We start from the raw sequence: 18,176 nt of genomic DNA on the forward strand, positions 1-18,176 counted from the left end.
TATCGGCACTTCTCAATGATTTGATCATTGTCAGGGGGAACCGTCCCATGCGTACAGAGTTTCAGGACGTGGGCTGCGAGGTACTCGCCGAGGGATCCGAAAAGATTCATGAGTGCGACCCACGGTCGGTGCGCGATCTACTCAGCCGTCACGGCTGGATCGCCTTCACCGGTTTCGAGGTGACCGTGCCCGAGTTCGAGGCGTTTTCCGCGCAGTTCGGCGAGTGCGCCAACACCAGGACAGTGCACTACCCGCCGGGCGGCGAAGCGCTCGGTTTTCACGCTGAGGATGCCTACAATCCCTACCGCCCGGACACTTTGTGGTTCCTGTGCGTGTTCGAAGGCAGCGACGGAGGGGCACCGACCGGAGTGGTCGACGGTGTGCGGTTGCTCGCCGGACTCGAGGAACCGTGGCGGGAGATGTGCTACCGCAACGAATTGCGCTTCGATCGACGATGGGCGGCGGCACTGTGGCAGCAGGCCGTCGGAGCGGACGCCAAGGACGAATTGGCGGCGGCGTTCCGGCAGGTCCCTCACCTGGAGTACACTTTTCTGCCGAACGATGACGTCCATGTGAGTTACCGTGCCCCCATTGTGACGAAGACCGTGGACGGCACCGACAGTTTCAGCAACACGATGCTGCAGGCCATCACCGAGCCCTCCTTCTACGGAATGTCCTTCGCAGACGGTTCACCGGTCCCCCCGGAACTGCCGGAACTCATCCAACGGAAGGCGCTGGCGGCCGAACAACATCTGCACTGGCAGCGCGGCCGGGTGGCGGTCATCGACAACATCCGCATGATGCACCGCCGAGCCGAGTACTCCGGGAAAGATCGCGATCTACGCGCGCGGCATTGCGAGAACTTTTACGGGTCGGAATTCCCGCCTGCCGACACCCCTGTCCGGGCGTGGGTCAAATCGCTCATTCAGGGCGACGAAGCCTATCCCGTCGCCGTGGGCCCACTGTCCAGGCAGGCCTGAACCGAGCAGGGAGGGCGAAGCATGCGAACCACCCCGGTCCCGTTCGACAAATACACGTCTTTCGGGAACAACTTCCTCATCGTCGACGAGACGGCGCATCCGCTGCCAAGTGACAGCGAACGCGCCTCGCTGGCGAGGTGGCTGCTCAACGGCGCCTTCGGCCTCGGCGGTACCGACAACGTGCTCTACCTGACCCGGCTGAGCACGAATACGGCGGCAGACTCGGTGGTCGCGACGGGAAACGCGGCGAGCGGGACAGCCGACTTCGAATTCCGCATATTCGAACATGACGGCACGGAAACGCTTTCCTGCGGAAACGGCTTGCTCTGCACCGCGGCGTTCCTCAACGCCCGCTATGGTCACCGGACCGCGGTCGTGCTCACCGAAGTGCCGACCGGTGACCCGCGACCAGTCCGGCTCGGCACCGGCGAGCGGGAGGGGACCACGTGGATCAACGTCGGTGAGCCCCGGCCCGCGCCTGCCGAACTGTTCAACCGCGCTGAGCCACCACCGACTTCCCGTATCGACCACGTGACCGGAATCGAGGTCCCGTTGCCCGCGGAGGCGGCATGGGCTGGGGATCTGCCCCCGGTCCTGCCGCTGAGCGGTTACCTGACCTTCACCGGGGAACCGCATCTCGCCCTGATCAGTGGGCACGGTTTGCCGGAGGAACTGGAGAAGGTGCTCTTCATCGAGCCGGGCGGGCAGGGACCGGAATTGATCGGGCAGCCACCGACCCCGGAGGTCCGTGCCACGCTGGCGCTGGTCGATCACCTGGGGCGCCACGTGAACGACACCTACCGCCATCTGTTCCCGCAGGGCGTGCATCTGAACTTCGCCCGGCGGCTCCCGGCCGGAGCCGTCGAGTACCGCACCTACGAACGGGCTATCGACCGCGAGACCCTCGCCTGTGGATCGGGGGTCATCGCCATGGCTTTCGTGCTGCGGGCACTCGGACTGACCAGCGAGGAATCGACCCGGTTCTGGCCGCACCGATGCCGCTGGTTCGTCCCGGACGCGGAACTCGTCGTCACCAGCGGCGTCGACGGTTGGAGCCTGACCGGGATGCCGCTCCTGGTCGCCGACGGCGAAGCCCAAGTGCCCGCGTCGGTGCTGCGCTGAGCGCCACCGCGAACCAAGGGAAATGGAATGGCCGAAGCGGAACCCGATCCACAAGAAGTCACCATGCGGGCCTCGGGCCTGACCGTGCGACCGGTGCCCCGGCTGGAACGACCGTCCGCGGGCGAGATCGACGAGCTGATCACCCGTCGCCGCCAGCCGGTGATCCTGACCGGCATGATCGAAGACTGGCCCGCCAGGACCGACTGGACGCCACAGAAGCTGATCAAGCGCCACGGCGGGACGACGGTCACCGCGCTGATGGGTCTGCCCGCCGACGGTGTGCTCATGCCGGACCAGCAAAGCGCCTACGAGCGCACGCTCACGTTCGCGTCGTTCGTCGAAACCATGATGACCACGACGACCACGAAACCGTGCTATTTGGCGTACACGCGTGTCGCCGACATCCTTCCCAGCGCGGACTACGACTTCGCCACCCTCCTCGGCCGGGCGGACGACGGCACCGGCGACACCCGGGCGTGGATCGGCTCGGCCGGGACCAGATCGATGTTCCACTCCGACCTCAAGGACAACCTGTTCTGCCAGATCTGGGGTCACAAGCACGTCGTGCTGCTGCCCTGGGAACACAGCATGGCCGCCTACCCGTTCCCGGACAACCTGGTCAACAGTCAGGTAGACCTGGCGGAGGTCGACCTCGGCCGGTTTCCCCGCCTGCGAGAGGCTCCGTTGCTGGCCGCCACCATGAACCCCGGCGACGTGCTGTTCATGCCGCGGGGTTGCTGGCACGACATCCGTTCGCGCAGCCCCTCGATCTCGATCAACCACTGGTTCGGGGAACCGATGGGATTCGCCGACTACGCCGGGCTGCTGGCGCGCCTCGGGCCTCGGTACTGGGCGGCCACCCTGCGCGACTTCTTCCGATACGGGGTACTGGGCAAACCGCAGCGCTCCGACTTCTTCTTCACTCCCGCGCCGACCGGCAAACGCCTGTACGACCTGGTCCGGCACGGGAACTTCTCCAAAGACAACGATCCGGCGCGCCGATGACCGCCCCCAGTTCTCCAGCGGAGGATCCCGTGCTTCCCCACGTCTACCCCCGGCCCGTCACCGACTCCGGCTTCGAGCAGCGGCTCATCGACGGCATCCGCCCCATCGCCGAGCATTTCCTGGCCGGGGCCCTGCACCACCTGTTCGACACCGGCGTGTTCGACGCGCTGGCCGCCCAGCCCGGCGGCCGGACGCCGGACGCGCTCGCCGAGGAGCTTTCCCTGGAGCCGGAGCGCCTGACCGGCCTCCTACGCTACCTGGCCAATGAGGGCGTGATCGCCTTCGAGGGCGACACCGCCAGGTTGACCACGCGCGGCCGGGGATACGGGGAATTCCGGGCGTGGTACACGATCATGATCGGCGGCTACACCTCGACACTGTCCCAAATGGGCGCGGCACTTCGCCTTGGCTCCGCGTACTGCACTCGCGAAGGCCGCTATGTCGGGCTCGGCAGTTGCGAGGTATCCCGGTATGACGGAATGCCCATGACCCGGGAACTGCTGTCGCGGGCGGGCGCGGACTGCGAGGAACTACTCGATCTCGGTTGCGGGAACGGGTTGTATCTCGTGGACTTCTGCCGATCGATGCCGGAATTGCGGGCCTGGGGGGTCGAACCGGATCCAGGCGGCTACCGGGAGGCCCGTGAACTGGTCGCGGAAGCCGGGCTGAGCGACCGGGTCCAGGTGATCAACGCCTCGGCCACGGACTTTTTCGCCGCTCCACCGGAAAGTTGCCGTCCGGACTTGACCGTGCTCGCCTTCGTCCTGCACGAGATCCTCGCCCAGCGCGGGCGCACGGCGGTGGTCGAACTGCTTCAGGGACTGGTCAAGGCGTTCCCGGCGTTGAACGTGGTGGTCATCGAAGTCGCCGACGAAATCGCCGATCCCGCGATCATGCGGCACGGTCTGGCCAAGAACTTCTGGAACCCGTATTACCTCATCCATTCCTTTACTGAACAACAATTGGAGAAGAAGTCCTTCTGGGACGAGCTCTTCGAGGACGCGGGCTTGGTCACGGTCGCGTTCGTCACCACGGACGAGACGGTGGACTCCACCGGTTTGGAACTGGGCTACCTGCTGCGCGGCCCCGGACACAGCTGAGGAGACGCACTTGCCCGCACCGGAACAGGCCGAGCGGATCATCCAGTGGGCCGACGCCGAATCCGTGCCGAGCCCGGCGCTGCTGCTGGCGCCCGGAATGGCGTATCACGCGGTGGACCGCCTCCGCCGCGGCCTCGGCATGCGCGTTTCGTACGCCACCAAGGCGAACGCATCTCCACGGCTGCTCACCGAACTGGCCGGTCTGGTCGACGAATTCAATGTCACCAACCTCGCCCATCTGCGGACGCTGCTCGGTCTCGGCGTGCGGCCGGAACGCATCGCCCTCGTCCACCCGATGCTGCCGCGGGAAACCCTGCACGCCGCCGCCGCGCTGGGCGTGACCCGGTTCGTGGTGGACGACGAACGTGGTTTCGAGGTGCTGCGCTCGGTGATCGACCGGCCGCGGGTGACTCTCCGGGTACTACCGCCTGCTCCAGGGCAGTCGGCGAGGTCGGTCGTCCGCTTCGGAAACACCGTCGAGGCGGTGGAAGATCTGGCGATCACCGTGGCCGGCGCGGGAGCGACGGTCGAAGCCCTTTCGTTCTTCGTGGGCGCCGCGGGGAAGGACCTGGAGGCGGGCACCCCGTTCCGGCTCGGCGTCGACCTGGTCGCCGAACTGCACGGGAAGCTCGCCGCACGGGGATTGTTCGTGCCGATGATCAACATCGGCGGCGGTTTCCCCGGCGCTCAACGGCAGTTCCACCGGCGGCATCCGGAATTCTTCCTCGGCATCGCCGATCAGCTCGCCCGCCGGTTCGGTGACGAAGTGGACTTCCTTTGTGAGCCGGGGCGGTATCTGAGCGAACCCACGCTCATCCTGTTCACCCGGGTGATCGCCGATCGTGTACTGGGTGAACGGCGGTTGGTGCACGTGGACGCCAGCGCCTACGCCACACTGTTCGAGTCGTGCTTCATCGGACTCGGTGCCGACCCGCCGATGGTCCGCGCAAGGCCGGGGCCGCCCGCGCGGCCCGCGGACGTGGTGGGCCCTCTGATGGACTCGTTCGACGTGGTCCGGCGTCAAGCCGACTTGCCCCCGCTCGAACCGGGCGCACCGTTGCTCGTGCCCAACGTCGGCGCCTACGCCTTCGGTTACTCCGCTACTCCGGAAGGACTGGCGCCCCCGCCGGTCGTCGAGCTGCCCGACCAGCTAAGCGCCGTTTTGCACGACGTGTGGTTCCCCTGAACGGAGGCAGCCCCATGGACATCGCCATTCCGCCGGTAAACCCCCGTGGCCGGCCGGAGGACGTCCGGATCGACGAGTCGAACGACCCAGTGGTGACCGTCGAACCCGGAAACGGTATCCACGCGGCGCCCGCCTACCACGCTCGCGGCATTCCCGGGGCGCCCGAACGGATCCAGCTCCGCGCGGGCGTACTCGACAAGCTCCGGCAGGTCACCGCCTCGCTGCCCTCCGGGATCGACCTGCTCATCTGGGACGGGCTGCGTCCGCTGCGGACGCAGGCGGAAATCGTCGAAGCGTTTCGCGCGTCGCTGCCGGAAGAAGGCCGTGAACAAGTCGTGGAACGCTACCTGGCCCCACCACCGCGCTCGGAAGCGGAGTTCCGGGCCCAGCCACCTCCGCATTCCACGGGCGGAGCCGTGGATCTCACGCTGTGCGACACCGATGGTGAGCCGCTGGACCTCGGCGCGGGCTTCGACGAGTTCGACGACGTGTCGTGGCTGCGGTACTACGAAGAGAACCCCGGCAACGGCGGACTGCTCTTCCGCGACCGCAGGCGACTGCTCTATTGGGCCATGACCGGAGCGGGTTTCTCGCCCTATCCGTGGGAATTCTGGCACTACGAGTGGAGTACGCCGGTCGCGCAGGCTTACCACGGTCGACCCGTGGCCGAATACGGGCCTGTCGTGCCCTGGGAACGCTGAGGCGGGCCCGCGGTGCCGGACGGCGGGTACTACCCTCGGTGGCTCAGTGCCGAGCGAACACGGGAGAACCACAATGTCCACCCGGCGTTCAGCGGCGCTGAAGCGGCTACGAGCGGCAGCCGCGTCCCTGCCCGCACCCGGCGCACTCGAACCCGCCGTCGCGGCACTCGGTTTCGTCCAGTACGACCCGATCCGCCGTCCGGCCCGCGCCCAGGATCTCATCCTGCACCAGCGAGTCCGCGGCTTCCGGGCAGGCGACCTGGACCGCTGTTATCCCTCGTCGAACCTGGAAGAGGACTACTTCTACACCTATGGCGTCCTGCCGTCGGCGTACAGCGAGTTGCTGCACCCGCGGGGCGGTGGTTCCTTCGAGCCGTCCGGGCTGGCCTCGATGGTGCTCGGCCTGCTCCGCGAACGCGGGCGGTTGACCCCGCGGGAAGCGGCCACGACGCTGGGACGGGTACCGGAGACCAACGACTGGGGCGGGGTGTCCTCGGCGACCACCCGCGCGCTGGAATACCTGCACTACCACGGCTTCGCCCGCGTCTCGGGCAGGCTCGACAACCGCAAGGTCTACGCTCCGCGCCCTCCGGTGGTGCAAGCGCTCGAGCCCGCCGAACGCCTCGCCGAATTGACGCTGCTGATGACCAGGCTCCTGGCTCCCGTGTCGGCCGCCGGCCTGCGACGGGCGTTGACGCAACTGCGCAACAACGGTGGCGCCCTGCCGGGGAACGACAGCGTCGTCACCGATCTGCTGCACCGGGGAGCATTGCGGAGCGACAACGTCGAAGGCGTCACCTATCTGACACCGGTCGGCTGCCTGCCGGGAGAAAGCCGGCGCCGGGTCCGTTTCCTCGCCCCCTTCGACCCCGTGGTCTGGGACCGCACCAGGTTCGAGCACCTGTGGGGCTGGCAATACCGTTTCGAGGCGTACACGCCGCCGAAGAAACGGCGATTCGGGTATTACGCCCTGCCCTTGTTCTGGGGCGACATCGCCGTCGGCTGGGTCAACCTCACGGTGATAGCCGGCAGACTGGACGTGACAGCCGGATTCGCCGATATCGCGCCCACCGGCCGAGCCTTTCAAGTGGCCTTCGACGCCGAAGTGAACCGAATGGAAGCCATGCTCGGTCTGGACTGAACCCGAGGTCATTCACCGATCGCGCCGTCGATCGACTGTCGAACGACGTCGAGCTGGCCGACGTGCCGGGCATACTCCTGCACCAGGTGGAGAAGAATGTCGCCGAGAGCGGGCGCCTCTTCCGGTCGGGTGAATCGGCCGCCGAGGGCCGCGACGTCGCTCATCTCGGCACCGGCGATCACCTCGCGAGAAATGTCCAGCTCAGCCTCGTACCGCTTGAACACCTCCGCCGGAGTGTCAGCGGAAAGAATGACGAATTCGGCGGAATGGTCGACACCGCTCACCCAGTCGGGGTACGGCTCGACCTGCCTGGCGGCGAATCCCCACTGCAGCCAACGGCGTTCCACCCAGCCGAGATGCTGCACCAGGCCCAGCGGAGACCAGGTCACCGGCCGCACCGGAGTGGTGAGCTGGGCTTCGGACAGATTCGTGCATTTGCGGACCAGAGCACGCCGGTACCACTCCAGGTATTCCACCAGATTCTCGCCGAGGTCACAGCCGTAGCGCTCCGACCGCTCGATCACCAGGTTTTCGCTCACCGGGAAAGACATGCGCCAACAGTAAACGATGCGCCGAAAGGCGGGGCGTTCATGATCGACGAGTCTTCGGCGGACAAGCGTGCTAGCTTGTTCGACGGCCACGGATGCCAACCGGCTGGGAGGGTGGCGGCATGCGAGTCCTGGTGACCGGCGGGGCCTCTGGAATAGGCGCGGCGATCGTGCGCCGGTTCGTCGACGACGGTGCGGACGTCGCCATTCTCGATCGCGACGAAAACGCCTTGGCACAAGCAGTGCGCGACGAGCCGCGGATCGCTTTCGGGCTGACGGCCGATGTCGCCGACGCCGACGCGGTACGGGCGGCGTTCGCAGACCTCGACAGCCATTGGAACGGGCTGGACGTCCTGTTCAACAATGCCGGGATCAGTGCACGCGCCACCTTCCTGGAAACGACGGAAGACCAGGTGCGAAACACCTTTTCGGTGAACCTGACCGGTGTTTTCCTGGTAGCCCAGCAAGCCGCGCGCCGGATGTCCGCCGCCGGGTCGGGAATCATCATCAACACCGCCTCCGTGAGCGGGCTGGTGGGCATGCCGGGATACGCCCCTTATAACGCCAGCAAGGCCGGTGTGCTGTCACTGACCCAGACCCTGGCGCTCGAACTGGCGCCGCGGATCCGCGTCAACGCCATCTGCCCCGGCTACGTGCTGACCCCGATGCAGGAGGCCGAATACAGCACGGAGGAATTGAAGGCCTGCGAAGCCAGGATTCCGCTGGGCCGATGGGGCAGGCCCGCCGAAATCGCCGCGCTGGGTGCCTACCTGGTGTCGCCGGACGCGGCGTTCATCACCGGCCAGGCGATCGTGATCGACGGCGGGGAGACCGCGGGCGGCCTGGCGAGTACGGCCGAGTGACCGGCGCCGAATTTCGAGCGGGAGAGGCAAATGGACACTGATTCGAGAGGCAGCGTCTACGACACCCGGGCGTGGACGTCCACTTGGGCCGCCTCCACGATCGAGCGACAGGAGGTGCTGCGCGAGCACGATCCGCCCACCTACCTGCTCGAATATTCGCCGTTCTGGCACGGGTACGAAATCGACACCGGTACCGGACCGACGTGGAAACGCCCACTGGTGACGATCGGGTCGGTGTATTCGGTGTTCGGCCCCGAGTACCTGGCCGCCGACAAGGCCGCCGTCGCCAACGTGGTCGAAGACGCCCTCGACCGGGCACGGGATCGCGAAGCACACGGAGTCCTGGTGCTCAACCTCCGTGAGGCATTCGCGCGCCGCTGGAGCGCCTGCCGCCCTCCCGCCCTGACCGTGCGCCTGGACAACACCTACTACCGTGTCCCAGGAGAAGGCGCCGACCCCGTGATGGGCGATCTTTCGAAGAGCGCCCGTACGGACTGGCGGCGGCGCTGGCGGCGGGCGACCGAAGCCGGGGTGCGGATCGTCGAAGAACAGAGTCCGAGCGCCGACGCCATCGGAGAGATCATCGGCTTCGCCAACGGATCGGCCACCCGGCACGGCTGGCCGGTGCTCTACGACCTGCCGACCATGCAGGCCGTTCTCGCCACGCCCTACGGCAAGCTGTTCCGGGCGGAACTCAACGGGCGCACGGTGGGGGGTTTCCTGGCGCTGGAGCACGACGGGCAGTTGCACCTGTGGGTCGGTGGTATGGACCACGCCGCGGCGCGGGAGGCGAGTCCCTACCTCTTCTTGCTCTACGAACTACTGTCCCCCGACCGGGAAAACGGCTGGCGACGGATCGAATTCGGCCGCGGCAACGACGACTTCAAGCGCAAGTACGGCTTCCGCGAAGAGCGACTGTGGTCGTTGTGGTACCCCGCGACAGAAGACGACGCCGAATTCTACGGCCCGCGGTTGCGCGCCTTGCACGAGGAGCTCGCCCGTTGCCAGCACACGTCACCGGAGATGTTATGAACCCGGATGCCACTTTCGGCGGGCTCACCGCCGAACAATGGGATCGCCTTGCCGGACCGCATTTCTATTCGTCGAGCGGCTGGTTGCGATTCTGCGAAACCGACTACGGATCCCCCAGCGACGCCGTGGTCGTCTTCGACGGTGACGAGCCGGTTTGCGCGGTGCCCACCGTGACCGCCGGTGCGCTGCCGTCCTGGTCCCGGTACCACTGGAACAGCGGGCTTACCGAACGCGAACTGCCTCGTATCAACGAGTCCGGACTGCTCGTCGGCTCTCGGGAGGGGTACCAGACGAATCTGCTCAGCGGAGGCCGCGAACCGGCCACCGACGCGGTCGCCGACCTGATCGACCGGCTGCGGCACCGGGTGGGTCCGGATCGATCCTGTGTCGCCATGTATCTGACTTCCGAGGACGCCGGTGCCCTGCACCAGGCCGGCGTCACCGCACCGCCGGTCCTGCTCGACGTCGACGCCTGGATCAGCATTCCGGACGGCGGCTGGGACGCCTGGCTGGCGTCGCTGTCCGCCAACCGCCGCCGCATGGTCCGGCAGGACATCCGAAAGTTCGACCAGGCCGGGCATACCGTGTCCCACGCCAAGCTCGCCGACCACTACCGAGACCTCGGCGGGCTCGCCGCCGCCACGCTGAATCGGTACGGCCACCGGACCGACCCGGAGACCGAGCTGGCAGCGCTGGAGAATCACGCGAAGACCCTGCCGGAGGACGCCACGGTCGCCCTCTGCCATACCGCGGCCGGGGAACTCGCGGGCTTCTGTCTCTACTACCCCTGGCACGGGACCTTGTACGTGCGTTGGGTCGGTTTCGACTACGAACTGCTGCAGGACGCGTCCGAATACTTCAACCTGATGTACTACAGCACCCTTCGCCGCGGTGTCGAAATCGGCGCCGGCCGGCTGCACGCCGGGATCGAGAACACCGTGTCCAAAGCATTCCGCGGTGCCGACCTGCGGCCGCTGTGGCTGGTCGAGCTTTCCGGTCAGGCAGCGCTCACGAACGCCGCCGAAAAGATCAGGCAGCACAACACCGAGCTCTACCGCCGGTACGCGGACAACCCGAAGACGGCTCCGAACCTGGCCCCGTCGTCGCAGTGGGACCTCGGCGGCTGGGCGATGGACCCGCCGTGACCGACGGGAAGGCCGATACCGGCCGTTCCCGGAGCCTTTGGCACAACACCGACTTCACCAAGCTCTGGGGCGGCGAGACACTGTCCCAGGTCGGTAGCCAGATCACCCTCCTCGCGCTACCCCTCATCGCGATCCTGTACCTCGACGCCGGCCCTGAACAACTCGGCTGGCTCAGGGCCGCGCAGACCGCGCCCGTCCTGGTGATAGCGCTGCTGGCCGGGGTGTGGCTGGACAACCACCGCCGCCGCCCGCTGCTCGTGCTGACCAACCTCGGCCGGGCGGCCCTGCTCGGCTTGATCCCCCTTCTCTTCCTGGCCGATTGGCTCACCCTGGCCGCCATGCTGGTGATCAGCGCGCTCATCGGCGCGCTCACCGTGTGCTTCGACATCGGCTACGTGTCCTACCTGCCGACGCTGGTCGAGCGAGACCAATTGGTATCGGCGAACTCGCGGCTCGAATCCACCTATTCCATCGCCGAGATCGGCGGACCGGGGCTCGGCGGCCTGCTCGTCGGCATGTTCGCCGCCCCTTTCGTCCTGCTGGTCGACGCCATGACCTATCTGCTCGCGGCCATCGGCATCGGTCGTATCAAGCGAGTCGAACCGCGGCCGCCGCCCCGGAAGTCCCCATCGCTGTGGCGTGACATGCGTGAAGGAGTGCGGTTCACCTTCCGCAACGGCCATCTGCGCACCCTCGCCGTCCAGTCAGCGGTGTTCAACTGCTTCGAACAAGCGATTCTGACGCTGTACCTGCTGTACGGCATCGAGACCCTCGGATTGTCGGCGAGCCTGCTCGGCGGGCTGCTGGCGGCCGGGAGCGCCGGCGCACTGGCCGGCGCGCTGCTCGCCGGCCGCATCGGACGGCGAACAGGCAGCGGCGGCGCCACCGTGCTCGCCATGGCGATCAGTTCGGTGTCGTTGTTCGCCGTACCCGCCGCGACCGGGGCACCGGCCGCGGTGATCACCATCCTGCTCACCGGTCTCGTACTTCACGGGGCAGGCCTGGCGGTGTTCAACGTCTACGCACTCAGCATCCGCGCCGAAATCGTGCCCTCCCATCACTTGAGCCGCGTCACCGGGTCGTACCGCCTGGTCATCGACGGCGCCGTCCCCCTCGGCGGTCTGCTCGGTGGCTACCTCGGCGCCTTCGCCGGACTCCGTACCGCCATGTGGTTTTGCGGAGCCTGCCTGACCATCAGCTGCGTCCTCTTCGCCTTCAGCCGCATGCGTCACTACCGGGGGCCTGAGACAGAGGCACGGTCAGCGTAGGGTTCCGCGGGATCCGGCAATCGGCGTTTGACCCTGGGCGCTCAGGCTACCCCTGTCCGCATGAGGCTCCCCGCGTCTTCCTTACTCCTTGGCTTGGGTTTCGGCGGTTTCGTCGATGGCATCGTGGCGCACCAGATCCTCGGCTGGCATCACCTGCTGTCGAGCTGGTTCCCCCCGGACAACCCCGAAGACCTGCACCTGAACATGGTCGGCGACGGCCTGTTCCACCTGCTGTGCCTGATCTTCGTACTCTCCGGCGTCGTCCTGCTGAACCGGGGAGATCGTTTGCCCGCTCGGGTCCTCTGGGGCGGGGCGCTCGCGGGCTGGGGTGTGTTTAATCTCGTCGAGGGCACGGTCGACCACCTGATCCTCGGTGTTCACCACGTCCGCCCAGGCCCCCATCAGCTCGCTTACGATCTCGGTTTCCTGCTACTGGGCGCCGTGCTCATCGCCGTCGGAACCCTCTCGGCCCGTCAAGTCCGCTGAGGTGCGACGGGGCAAACCCCTGCGGCAAGCCACTTTTCCCGGAGGTCGGCGGGGATGGTCAGCGCGGTGGATTGTCCGTCGGTGAGGGTGCGGACGCTGCCGCCGAGCAGGAGATTGCCCGCCTTGTCGAGCACCGCCGTGGCCATCCGGCTGTGGTCCTCCGCCCGTTCCAGGAGTCGCATGGCGCGCGCGCCCGCGTCGACGGCGCGACCCCAGCCACGTGAGCGTGGCACTTCGAGCCAGTCGGCGACGTCTTCGGTGACGACTTGGCGCACCATCGCGGCGACCACGCCGTCGAACGCGGTGCCGGGCACCATGTTTTCGTACAGGCGCAGGAGATTACGGGTCAGTTCGATGCCTTCGGCGGAGGGGCCGTAACTTGCCTCGACGAGTCCGGCGTTGAGTTCTTGGGCCTCCCTCAGGGTTTCCGGCATCGCTTCGGCGGGAATACCGAGCATCGCGCCCGTCACCCGCCAGACGTAGTAGTAGTCCTCGGCTTCCCGGTCGGACACCGTGATTCCCATCCGGCGCATCCCGTCGATGACCTGTACCGAGAAGATCAGCAGTGCGCCCAGCATGTCCTGCTGGCACAGCGGGACGCCGTCCGCCTCGACGTCCCATTCACCGGACCGAGTGATGAAATGCCGGACGGCCGCGTGGATCAGCCTGGTCTTCTGGATCGTGGGCACGAAGCTGCCACCGGACCCGAACGGGTCGCGGCCCATGAGGTTCAGCACGAACTGGGAGGTCTCCGACAGCCGTCGATGTGGCTGATTGAGCCGGTGGGTCAGCGACAGGACGCGGGAGGGCCGCGGTTGGGCATAACAGTTCACCATCGCCCCGAAGGACAGCACCGAAGCGACGTGCATACCGTCGTCGACGAAAAATTCGTACGCGCCCGCGACTCGCTCGAGATCCGCCCACGCCGGCGGGGTGTCGGTCTCGATCAGATACCGGCGCACCGATTCCGGCAGCTCCTCCGGAATGGGTTGATCGTTGTCCCGGAAATGCGCCAGCACCTCGTTCACCGCACCCGTTCGCTCACCGGTCACCACCTCGGCGACGACGGCGTCGGCGAGCGGATCGCCCTGGTACTTCAGTGCTTCCAGAGCCGACAACCCCGGCGGTACGAGCATTTCCGACATCGGCTCAGCTTGATCCACGCCGAAATGCCCCGCTAGCGCCGTCCGGGGAAAGTCCGAACTCGATCTGATGGCGGCCGTGATCGCTGTCCGTGACATCGCGCGGGAACGGCCCCTCGCGGACAAGGGCGGTTCAAGGCCGCAGGTGCGAGCAGCGAGCCGTGATGTACTCCTGGTCCCCCGATGCCGTGTGGCCGACGGCCATGCTCAAGGGCTCGGCACCGGCACAGACCGACGAGTGAACAGGAGCGGGTATGACCGACGATGTGGCCGGCCAAGTGATCAAGGCCGAGCAGGAGCGGATCCGCTGTCTCCTCGACGTGGACCGCGGCACCTACGACCGCTTACACGCCGCGGAGTACCGGTTGTGCAACCCGACCGGCACCGTGTGGACGAAAACCGAATACCTGGATCTCCTCACCACCGGGCGGGTCGCCTACCGGGAACTGGGGCTGACCGGCGACGTGGACGCCATCGTCGGCACCGACGTCGTCGTCCTCCGCTACCGGTGCGTCATCGAACTCACCGTCGACGGCGCGGACATCCCGCGGCACGAGGCCTGGCACACCGACGTCTACACCCATGCCAGCGGCACCTGGCGTTGTGCCTGGTCGCAAGCCACCGGCATCATGGACCTTCCGTTGGCCGCCCCCTGACCCAGCACGAGCGTTGTGACAACTGGTGGCGGCTAGCCGCAGTATCGACAGCAGGCGGCATTCTCACTCCACCCGCCGGTGCGCGAGTTCGGTCGTCGCTTCCTCGATCTTCCGTTCGAGGCGCGCGTCGTTCTCGAGCAAGGCGAGCACCTCGTCGTCGGCCAGTTCCAGGAGTTTCTTCGTGACGTGCACGGCCAGGATGGGCTGGTGTTTCTGCACCAGAGGCAGCAGCGCCAAGCCCAGCCGCGCCTTTCGCTGCTCCGGGTTCAGCTCGGCGAGCGCCGCGGCGGACACGTTTTCCCGGTCGTCAGAAGGCATGCTGGTGATCACCAGACCAGGTCGGGGTCTTCGGTGACCGACTTCAGCGCGGTCACCGTCGCGTGGCCCTCACTCAGCAGACGGGCGTCGCTGTCCGGTGACAACTCGCCCTCGATCGTGAGGGCGGTGACGGTGAACGCGCTGTCCTCGCCGTTCTGGACGTGACTGCGCACCGCACCGAATTCGGCCAGCCCGGTGCGTTTCGGCGGCCCCGCCTCGGCACGATCGGGCACGTTGAGGTTCAGGACCGTGCCGGGCGGCAGTGCGGCGAGCCTGTCGAACAAGGTCGCTGCGACGGCGACGGCGGTGTCCCAGTGGGGTCGCGGCCCGGGTTCCAATCCCACGTCGAGGGACACCGCGAGGGCCCTGGCGCCGTTGATCGAGGCGGTCAGCGCCGCGCCGACCGTGCCGGAGTGCAGGATCGCGCGCCCGACGTTCGCCCCGTGGTTCACCCCGGACAGCACGATCTCCGGTGGCTCGCCGAACGTTCCCTGCGCGGCGGCCAAGGCGATCAGCCCGGGATGCGCGGCGACGGCGAACGCCGGGACGTCGGGGAGGCCGGACAGTTCCCGCCGTTCGACCGTGACCCGCCCCTCTTCCCCGGCACCGGTCAGGCCCGCGCTGGTTCCGCTGGCCTCCGCCGCGGGCGCGGCGACCACCACGGTCCAGCCGTGGTCCACGGCTCCCCGGGCCAGCGCGGCCAGCCCCGGGGAATCGATACCGTCGTCATTGGTGATCAGGGCACGCATCAGGAGGCCTCCCACGGTTTCAGGCGTACTCGTCCGGAGAGTTCCCGCACAGCGCCGTCGCTACCCGAACCGAGACCGTGTCGTGTCACATTGATCGCGCCGGCCGCGGCCCCGAGCTTCACCGCGTCCTCCAGCGACCGGCCTTGCGCGAGGCCGACCGCGAGCCCGGCGGTCATCGAATCCCCGCCGCCGCGGGTGTCGACCGGGCTCAGGTCGGGTGACTCCACCAGGACCAGCCGTCCTTCGAGGTAAGCGAGCGTCTCTTCGGCCGCGCGGGACACGACCACCGCGCGGGCGCCACCCGACGCCAGCTCACGGCAACCGTCCGCGAGATCGGGCAGCGAATCCGACTTGGCCAGCCCGTCCTCGACCATTTCCTCGTGACTGACTTTGATCACCGCCGGATCGCCCGCGAGCGCCTTGGCGAGCCGTTCCCCGGACAGGTCCACCACGACCGGCGTGCCGTGCGTGCCCAGATCCCGGGCGAGTCGCTCGTACACCGAATGCGGTACCGGCACGTCGTCCCCGTCCGGCCCGCTGAGGATGGCGACGTCCGCGCGCAGCCCCTGGACGAGAGTCAACTCGTACAGATCGTCGAGTTCGTGCCGGGTCAACGCGTCCGCGGGCATCCGCACCATCTCGTCACGACGGCCGTCGCGCCGATCGTGCACGTAGGCACCGTTGCGCGCCGCGACTTCGCGGACCTCGGCATCGACACCGATCAGATGCCGCAGCACTCGCCCGGTCTCCCCGCCGAGCGCGCAGCACAACACCGCCCGCGCGCCCAGGGCCTGGATCATCCGCGACTGCCATACCCCCTGCCCGCCCGCGTGTACGTGGACGTCGGGCGCCCCGTCCAACTCTTCCACCGTCACCGTCAGCTGCGGAGACGGCGCGAACACCGCCACTCGACCCTCAGTCATACCGAGGTTTACCCGTTTTGCCGGATTTCACTCCTGTCGTCAGGTGCCTCCGCCCCGAGAAGCGCTCGAATGCCGCGGAAATTACCCGCAGAGCGGCGACGGACCATGTGCTTGGCTGATCCGGTGCCGAAGAAACTGTTCGCCGCCACAGCGATCACCGCCCTGTCGATCGCCGTCGCCACGCCCGCGCAGGCCGTGCCCGCGTACTACCAGCAGACCGTCACCGGGTTCACCCTCGCCGAGTGCGACGCGGCAGGTTCCCAGCTGGCCCAGCAGAAACGCGCCCAGGGCTACCTCGTCACCTGGACCGGCTGCGGCCACCAGGGCTTCGGCTACGCCGGCTTGGTCAGCTGGTCGGACTGAGCCCGGAACCTTCGTCGCCGCCAAACGAATGAACAACTGCCGATGTGACAACGAGCACTTCACCGCTTGTATGGTTCGGCCATGAGCCAGCCGATCCCGTTCACGGACCTCAACTTCAAGCTCGCCGTGGTCCAGGAGCTGATGTACACCCAGGGCCTCCTGCCACGGTTCGACCTGCGTGACTACGCCGCCACGCAGGGCGTCACCTTCGACGGCGGCAGCGTCGAGGCGGTGCCTGAGGCTCTGGCCTACTTCGAGGCGCTCGAGGTCCCGGTCGAGCTCGCGGAGAAGATCACCGAGATCGAGATGGACGGTGGCAACGAGATCTATCTCCAGATCGCGCCGAACTGGGATGGCGAGGACGGTCTGTTCGATGTCGACGAATTCGCCGACGTGCGGCACTTCCCGAACTTGAAGTCGATGACCCTGCTCTACACGGGCAACGACGAGGCACTGGAGACGCTGCGAGCCCGCGGCATCGAGGCAGACTGGCTTTGACCGGCCGGGCCCGCCGCCCCGGCACCCTGCCGGGGCGGCGGGCTTCGCGCTGCCTTCCTCACCGTCTTCCACAATGGACATCGCGGCGGCTCACGGGTACAGCGTCAACCCCGGGTCGAGCGCGATCTCGGTCAGCTGCTCCAGGTCGAGGGGCGGCACCGGACTGTCCGGTTTCCGGTCGCGCTTGGCGTCGACTGCGTTCGAGGCCTCGAGGATCACCCCGATCTTGTCGGCGCGGGCGACCTCGACCCGATGGATCGACGGCCCACCGCCATTCGAGGTCAACGTGGTCGCCACGATGACCTCCCCCTTCGGCCCGATCGACTGGCGACACACCTGTTCCATGCCCTTCGGGGCCTGATTCACACAGTCGGCGGGCATGTTCAGGCGACCGCCCAGTCGTCCCAGCGTCACTTGGACGCTCCCCTTCTTACCCGACCTGACCGTGGCCGCCCCCGCGAGGAACTCGTCCTCTCCCCCACTGCACATGCCACCGCCACCGTTGGTCACCGGCCTCGCCGAATGGACGACCTCCAGCGCCCCGCGCCCGGGGTCCGCCACGGGGTAGTTTGCCGCGCTGGGGGCCAGTGTCGTCCCCGCCGCGAGCCGGGTGTTCACCGCGGCGGTCAGCACACCGGTGAGCCGCGTCGTCGCGTCGGCCGGCTTCTCCGTCGGCACCGGGCCCATCAGGGTGGGAATCTTGCAGGGTTCCGGCAGTTCCGGCGCCGAGGAAGGTCCCGCCGCCGGACTCACCGTCCCGGATGGTCCGGGCGCGAGGACGAAAGCCGCTCCGACGGCGACGGCGGCCACGCCAGCGGCCGTCACCACCCACGGGTTGGGCCGAAGCCAGGCCGTCTTCCGTTCCCGCGCCACGATCGCGTCGACGTCCACAGTGGACGGCGGGGTCGCGCCGATGATCTCGTCGATCCGTTCCTTGGTCATCTCGTCTC

General features: G+C 67.5%; 21 protein-coding genes. 15 read left to right on the forward strand and 6 right to left on the reverse strand.

The window, feature by feature from the left end; genetic code table 11:
* Positions 1 to 20 precede the first annotated feature (20 nt).
* From ACZ54P_RS32155 to ACZ54P_RS32185, 7 genes are all read left to right on the forward strand, one after another.
* Positions 21 to 980 (forward strand): TauD/TfdA family dioxygenase, encoded by a 960-nt coding sequence (locus tag ACZ54P_RS32155; protein WP_465465351.1) that lies wholly within the window; start codon positions 21 to 23, stop codon positions 978 to 980.
* A 21-nt stretch (positions 981 to 1,001) separates the two neighbouring features.
* On the forward strand, positions 1,002 to 2,102 hold the full coding sequence (locus ACZ54P_RS32160; RefSeq protein WP_465465352.1) for a diaminopimelate epimerase: 1,101 nt from the start codon (positions 1,002 to 1,004) through the stop codon (positions 2,100 to 2,102).
* Between the two features lie 27 nt (positions 2,103 to 2,129).
* A complete protein-coding gene (locus tag ACZ54P_RS32165; protein ID WP_465465353.1) occupies positions 2,130 to 3,107 on the forward strand; it encodes a cupin-like domain-containing protein in 978 nt (325 codons plus the stop codon).
* Positions 3,108 to 3,136: 29 nt separating this feature from the next.
* Positions 3,137 to 4,207, forward strand: coding sequence for a 2-ketoarginine methyltransferase (locus ACZ54P_RS32170; protein WP_465465354.1), 1,071 nt, complete (start codon positions 3,137 to 3,139; stop codon positions 4,205 to 4,207).
* A gap of 10 nt (positions 4,208 to 4,217) precedes the next feature.
* Positions 4,218 to 5,393, forward strand: coding sequence for a type III PLP-dependent enzyme domain-containing protein (locus ACZ54P_RS32175; protein WP_465465355.1), 1,176 nt, complete (start codon positions 4,218 to 4,220; stop codon positions 5,391 to 5,393).
* Positions 5,394 to 5,407: 14 nt separating this feature from the next.
* On the forward strand, positions 5,408 to 6,094 hold the full coding sequence (locus ACZ54P_RS32180) for a M15 family metallopeptidase (RefSeq protein ID WP_465465356.1): 687 nt from the start codon (positions 5,408 to 5,410) through the stop codon (positions 6,092 to 6,094).
* A gap of 73 nt (positions 6,095 to 6,167) precedes the next feature.
* A complete protein-coding gene (locus ACZ54P_RS32185; protein WP_465465357.1) occupies positions 6,168 to 7,235 on the forward strand; it encodes a DNA glycosylase AlkZ-like family protein in 1,068 nt (355 codons plus the stop codon).
* Between the two features lie 8 nt (positions 7,236 to 7,243).
* Here the strand turns inward: ACZ54P_RS32185 and ACZ54P_RS32190 are convergent, their stop codons facing one another.
* Complete coding sequence (locus ACZ54P_RS32190; RefSeq protein ID WP_465465358.1) at positions 7,244 to 7,786, reverse strand: DinB family protein; 543 nt, start codon at positions 7,784 to 7,786, stop codon at positions 7,244 to 7,246.
* A 119-nt stretch (positions 7,787 to 7,905) separates the two neighbouring features.
* Here ACZ54P_RS32190 and ACZ54P_RS32195 point away from each other — a divergent pair, with 119 nt between their 5' ends.
* Genes ACZ54P_RS32195 through ACZ54P_RS32215 form a run of 5 tightly spaced genes read left to right on the forward strand, consistent with a single transcriptional unit; the run spans position 7,906 to position 12,577 of the window.
* Positions 7,906 to 8,646, forward strand: coding sequence for an SDR family NAD(P)-dependent oxidoreductase (locus ACZ54P_RS32195; RefSeq protein ID WP_465465359.1), 741 nt, complete (start codon positions 7,906 to 7,908; stop codon positions 8,644 to 8,646).
* A 30-nt stretch (positions 8,647 to 8,676) separates the two neighbouring features.
* Complete coding sequence (locus ACZ54P_RS32200; RefSeq protein ID WP_465465360.1) at positions 8,677 to 9,678, forward strand: GNAT family N-acetyltransferase; 1,002 nt, start codon at positions 8,677 to 8,679, stop codon at positions 9,676 to 9,678.
* On the forward strand, positions 9,675 to 10,823 hold the full coding sequence (locus ACZ54P_RS32205) for a GNAT family N-acetyltransferase (RefSeq protein WP_465465361.1): 1,149 nt from the start codon (positions 9,675 to 9,677) through the stop codon (positions 10,821 to 10,823). Before ACZ54P_RS32200 ends, ACZ54P_RS32205 begins: the two co-directional genes overlap by 4 nt.
* Positions 10,820 to 12,091: an MFS transporter gene (locus tag ACZ54P_RS32210; RefSeq protein WP_465465362.1), complete on the forward strand. Its 1,272-nt coding sequence runs from the start codon at positions 10,820 to 10,822 to the stop codon at positions 12,089 to 12,091. Before ACZ54P_RS32205 ends, ACZ54P_RS32210 begins: the two co-directional genes overlap by 4 nt.
* 60 nt (positions 12,092 to 12,151) lie before the next feature.
* Positions 12,152 to 12,577 carry a DUF2243 domain-containing protein gene (locus tag ACZ54P_RS32215; protein ID WP_465465363.1) on the forward strand — a complete coding sequence of 142 codons (426 nt, stop codon included), beginning with the start codon at positions 12,152 to 12,154 and terminating at the stop codon, positions 12,575 to 12,577.
* Here the strand turns inward: ACZ54P_RS32215 and ACZ54P_RS32220 are convergent.
* Positions 12,565 to 13,722 carry an oxygenase MpaB family protein gene (locus ACZ54P_RS32220; protein WP_465465364.1) on the reverse strand — a complete coding sequence of 386 codons (1,158 nt, stop codon included), beginning with the start codon at positions 13,720 to 13,722 and terminating at the stop codon, positions 12,565 to 12,567. The genes ACZ54P_RS32215 and ACZ54P_RS32220 overlap by 13 nt on opposite strands.
* 251 nt (positions 13,723 to 13,973) lie before the next feature.
* Between ACZ54P_RS32220 and ACZ54P_RS32225 the strand changes: the two genes are divergently transcribed.
* Positions 13,974 to 14,375, forward strand: coding sequence for a nuclear transport factor 2 family protein (locus ACZ54P_RS32225; protein ID WP_465465365.1), 402 nt, complete (start codon positions 13,974 to 13,976; stop codon positions 14,373 to 14,375).
* Between the two features lie 63 nt (positions 14,376 to 14,438).
* Here ACZ54P_RS32225 and ACZ54P_RS32230 read toward each other — a convergent pair whose 3' ends face one another.
* From ACZ54P_RS32230 to ACZ54P_RS32240, 3 genes are read right to left on the reverse strand one after another with little or no spacing between them, the layout of a single operon-like run.
* Positions 14,439 to 14,693, reverse strand: coding sequence for a hypothetical protein (locus ACZ54P_RS32230; RefSeq protein WP_465465366.1), 255 nt, complete (start codon positions 14,691 to 14,693; stop codon positions 14,439 to 14,441).
* Positions 14,694 to 14,701: 8 nt separating this feature from the next.
* Positions 14,702 to 15,442: a 5'/3'-nucleotidase SurE gene (surE, locus tag ACZ54P_RS32235; protein WP_465465367.1), complete on the reverse strand. Its 741-nt coding sequence runs from the start codon at positions 15,440 to 15,442 to the stop codon at positions 14,702 to 14,704.
* A complete protein-coding gene (locus ACZ54P_RS32240) occupies positions 15,442 to 16,365 on the reverse strand; it encodes a 1-phosphofructokinase family hexose kinase (protein ID WP_465465368.1) in 924 nt (307 codons plus the stop codon). The genes surE and ACZ54P_RS32240 overlap by 1 nt, the downstream gene beginning before the upstream one ends.
* 123 nt (positions 16,366 to 16,488) lie before the next feature.
* Here ACZ54P_RS32240 and ACZ54P_RS32245 point away from each other — a divergent pair, with 123 nt between their 5' ends.
* Together ACZ54P_RS32245 and ACZ54P_RS32250 are read left to right on the forward strand one after the other, a co-directional pair.
* A complete protein-coding gene (locus ACZ54P_RS32245; RefSeq protein WP_465465369.1) occupies positions 16,489 to 16,728 on the forward strand; it encodes a hypothetical protein in 240 nt (79 codons plus the stop codon).
* An 81-nt stretch (positions 16,729 to 16,809) separates the two neighbouring features.
* Positions 16,810 to 17,226, forward strand: coding sequence for a DUF6892 domain-containing protein (locus ACZ54P_RS32250; RefSeq protein ID WP_465465370.1), 417 nt, complete (start codon positions 16,810 to 16,812; stop codon positions 17,224 to 17,226).
* Between the two features lie 90 nt (positions 17,227 to 17,316).
* Here ACZ54P_RS32250 and ACZ54P_RS32255 read toward each other — a convergent pair whose 3' ends face one another.
* Positions 17,317 to 18,168, reverse strand: coding sequence for a hypothetical protein (locus ACZ54P_RS32255; protein WP_465465371.1), 852 nt, complete (start codon positions 18,166 to 18,168; stop codon positions 17,317 to 17,319).
* Positions 18,169 to 18,176: the final 8 nt, after the last annotated feature.

It is taken from the genome of Amycolatopsis sp. NPDC034160 (assembly GCF_055575355.1).

Bases quoted from the DNA above. Each gene is read 5' to 3' on its own strand.
- ACZ54P_RS32160 (WP_465465352.1), top strand. From the start codon at position 1,002: ATGCGAACCACCCCGGTCCCGTTCGACAAATACACGTCTTTCGGGAAC.
- ACZ54P_RS32165 (WP_465465353.1), top strand. From the start codon at position 2,130: ATGGCCGAAGCGGAACCCGATCCACAAGAAGTCACCATGCGGGCCTCG.
- ACZ54P_RS32180 (WP_465465356.1), top strand. From the start codon at position 5,408: ATGGACATCGCCATTCCGCCGGTAAACCCCCGTGGCCGGCCGGAGGAC.
- ACZ54P_RS32185 (WP_465465357.1), top strand. From the start codon at position 6,168: ATGTCCACCCGGCGTTCAGCGGCGCTGAAGCGGCTACGAGCGGCAGCC.
- ACZ54P_RS32190 (WP_465465358.1), bottom strand. From the start codon at position 7,786: ATGTCTTTCCCGGTGAGCGAAAACCTGGTGATCGAGCGGTCGGAGCGC.
- ACZ54P_RS32195 (WP_465465359.1), top strand. From the start codon at position 7,906: ATGCGAGTCCTGGTGACCGGCGGGGCCTCTGGAATAGGCGCGGCGATC.
- ACZ54P_RS32200 (WP_465465360.1), top strand. From the start codon at position 8,677: ATGGACACTGATTCGAGAGGCAGCGTCTACGACACCCGGGCGTGGACG.
- ACZ54P_RS32205 (WP_465465361.1), top strand. From the start codon at position 9,675: ATGAACCCGGATGCCACTTTCGGCGGGCTCACCGCCGAACAATGGGAT.
- ACZ54P_RS32215 (WP_465465363.1), top strand. From the start codon at position 12,152: ATGAGGCTCCCCGCGTCTTCCTTACTCCTTGGCTTGGGTTTCGGCGGT.
- ACZ54P_RS32220 (WP_465465364.1), bottom strand. From the start codon at position 13,722: ATGTCGGAAATGCTCGTACCGCCGGGGTTGTCGGCTCTGGAAGCACTG.
- ACZ54P_RS32225 (WP_465465365.1), top strand. From the start codon at position 13,974: ATGACCGACGATGTGGCCGGCCAAGTGATCAAGGCCGAGCAGGAGCGG.
- ACZ54P_RS32230 (WP_465465366.1), bottom strand. From the start codon at position 14,693: ATGCCTTCTGACGACCGGGAAAACGTGTCCGCCGCGGCGCTCGCCGAG.
- surE (WP_465465367.1), bottom strand. From the start codon at position 15,442: ATGCGTGCCCTGATCACCAATGACGACGGTATCGATTCCCCGGGGCTG.
- ACZ54P_RS32240 (WP_465465368.1), bottom strand. From the start codon at position 16,365: ATGACTGAGGGTCGAGTGGCGGTGTTCGCGCCGTCTCCGCAGCTGACG.
- ACZ54P_RS32250 (WP_465465370.1), top strand. From the start codon at position 16,810: ATGAGCCAGCCGATCCCGTTCACGGACCTCAACTTCAAGCTCGCCGTG.
- ACZ54P_RS32255 (WP_465465371.1), bottom strand. From the start codon at position 18,168: ATGACCAAGGAACGGATCGACGAGATCATCGGCGCGACCCCGCCGTCC.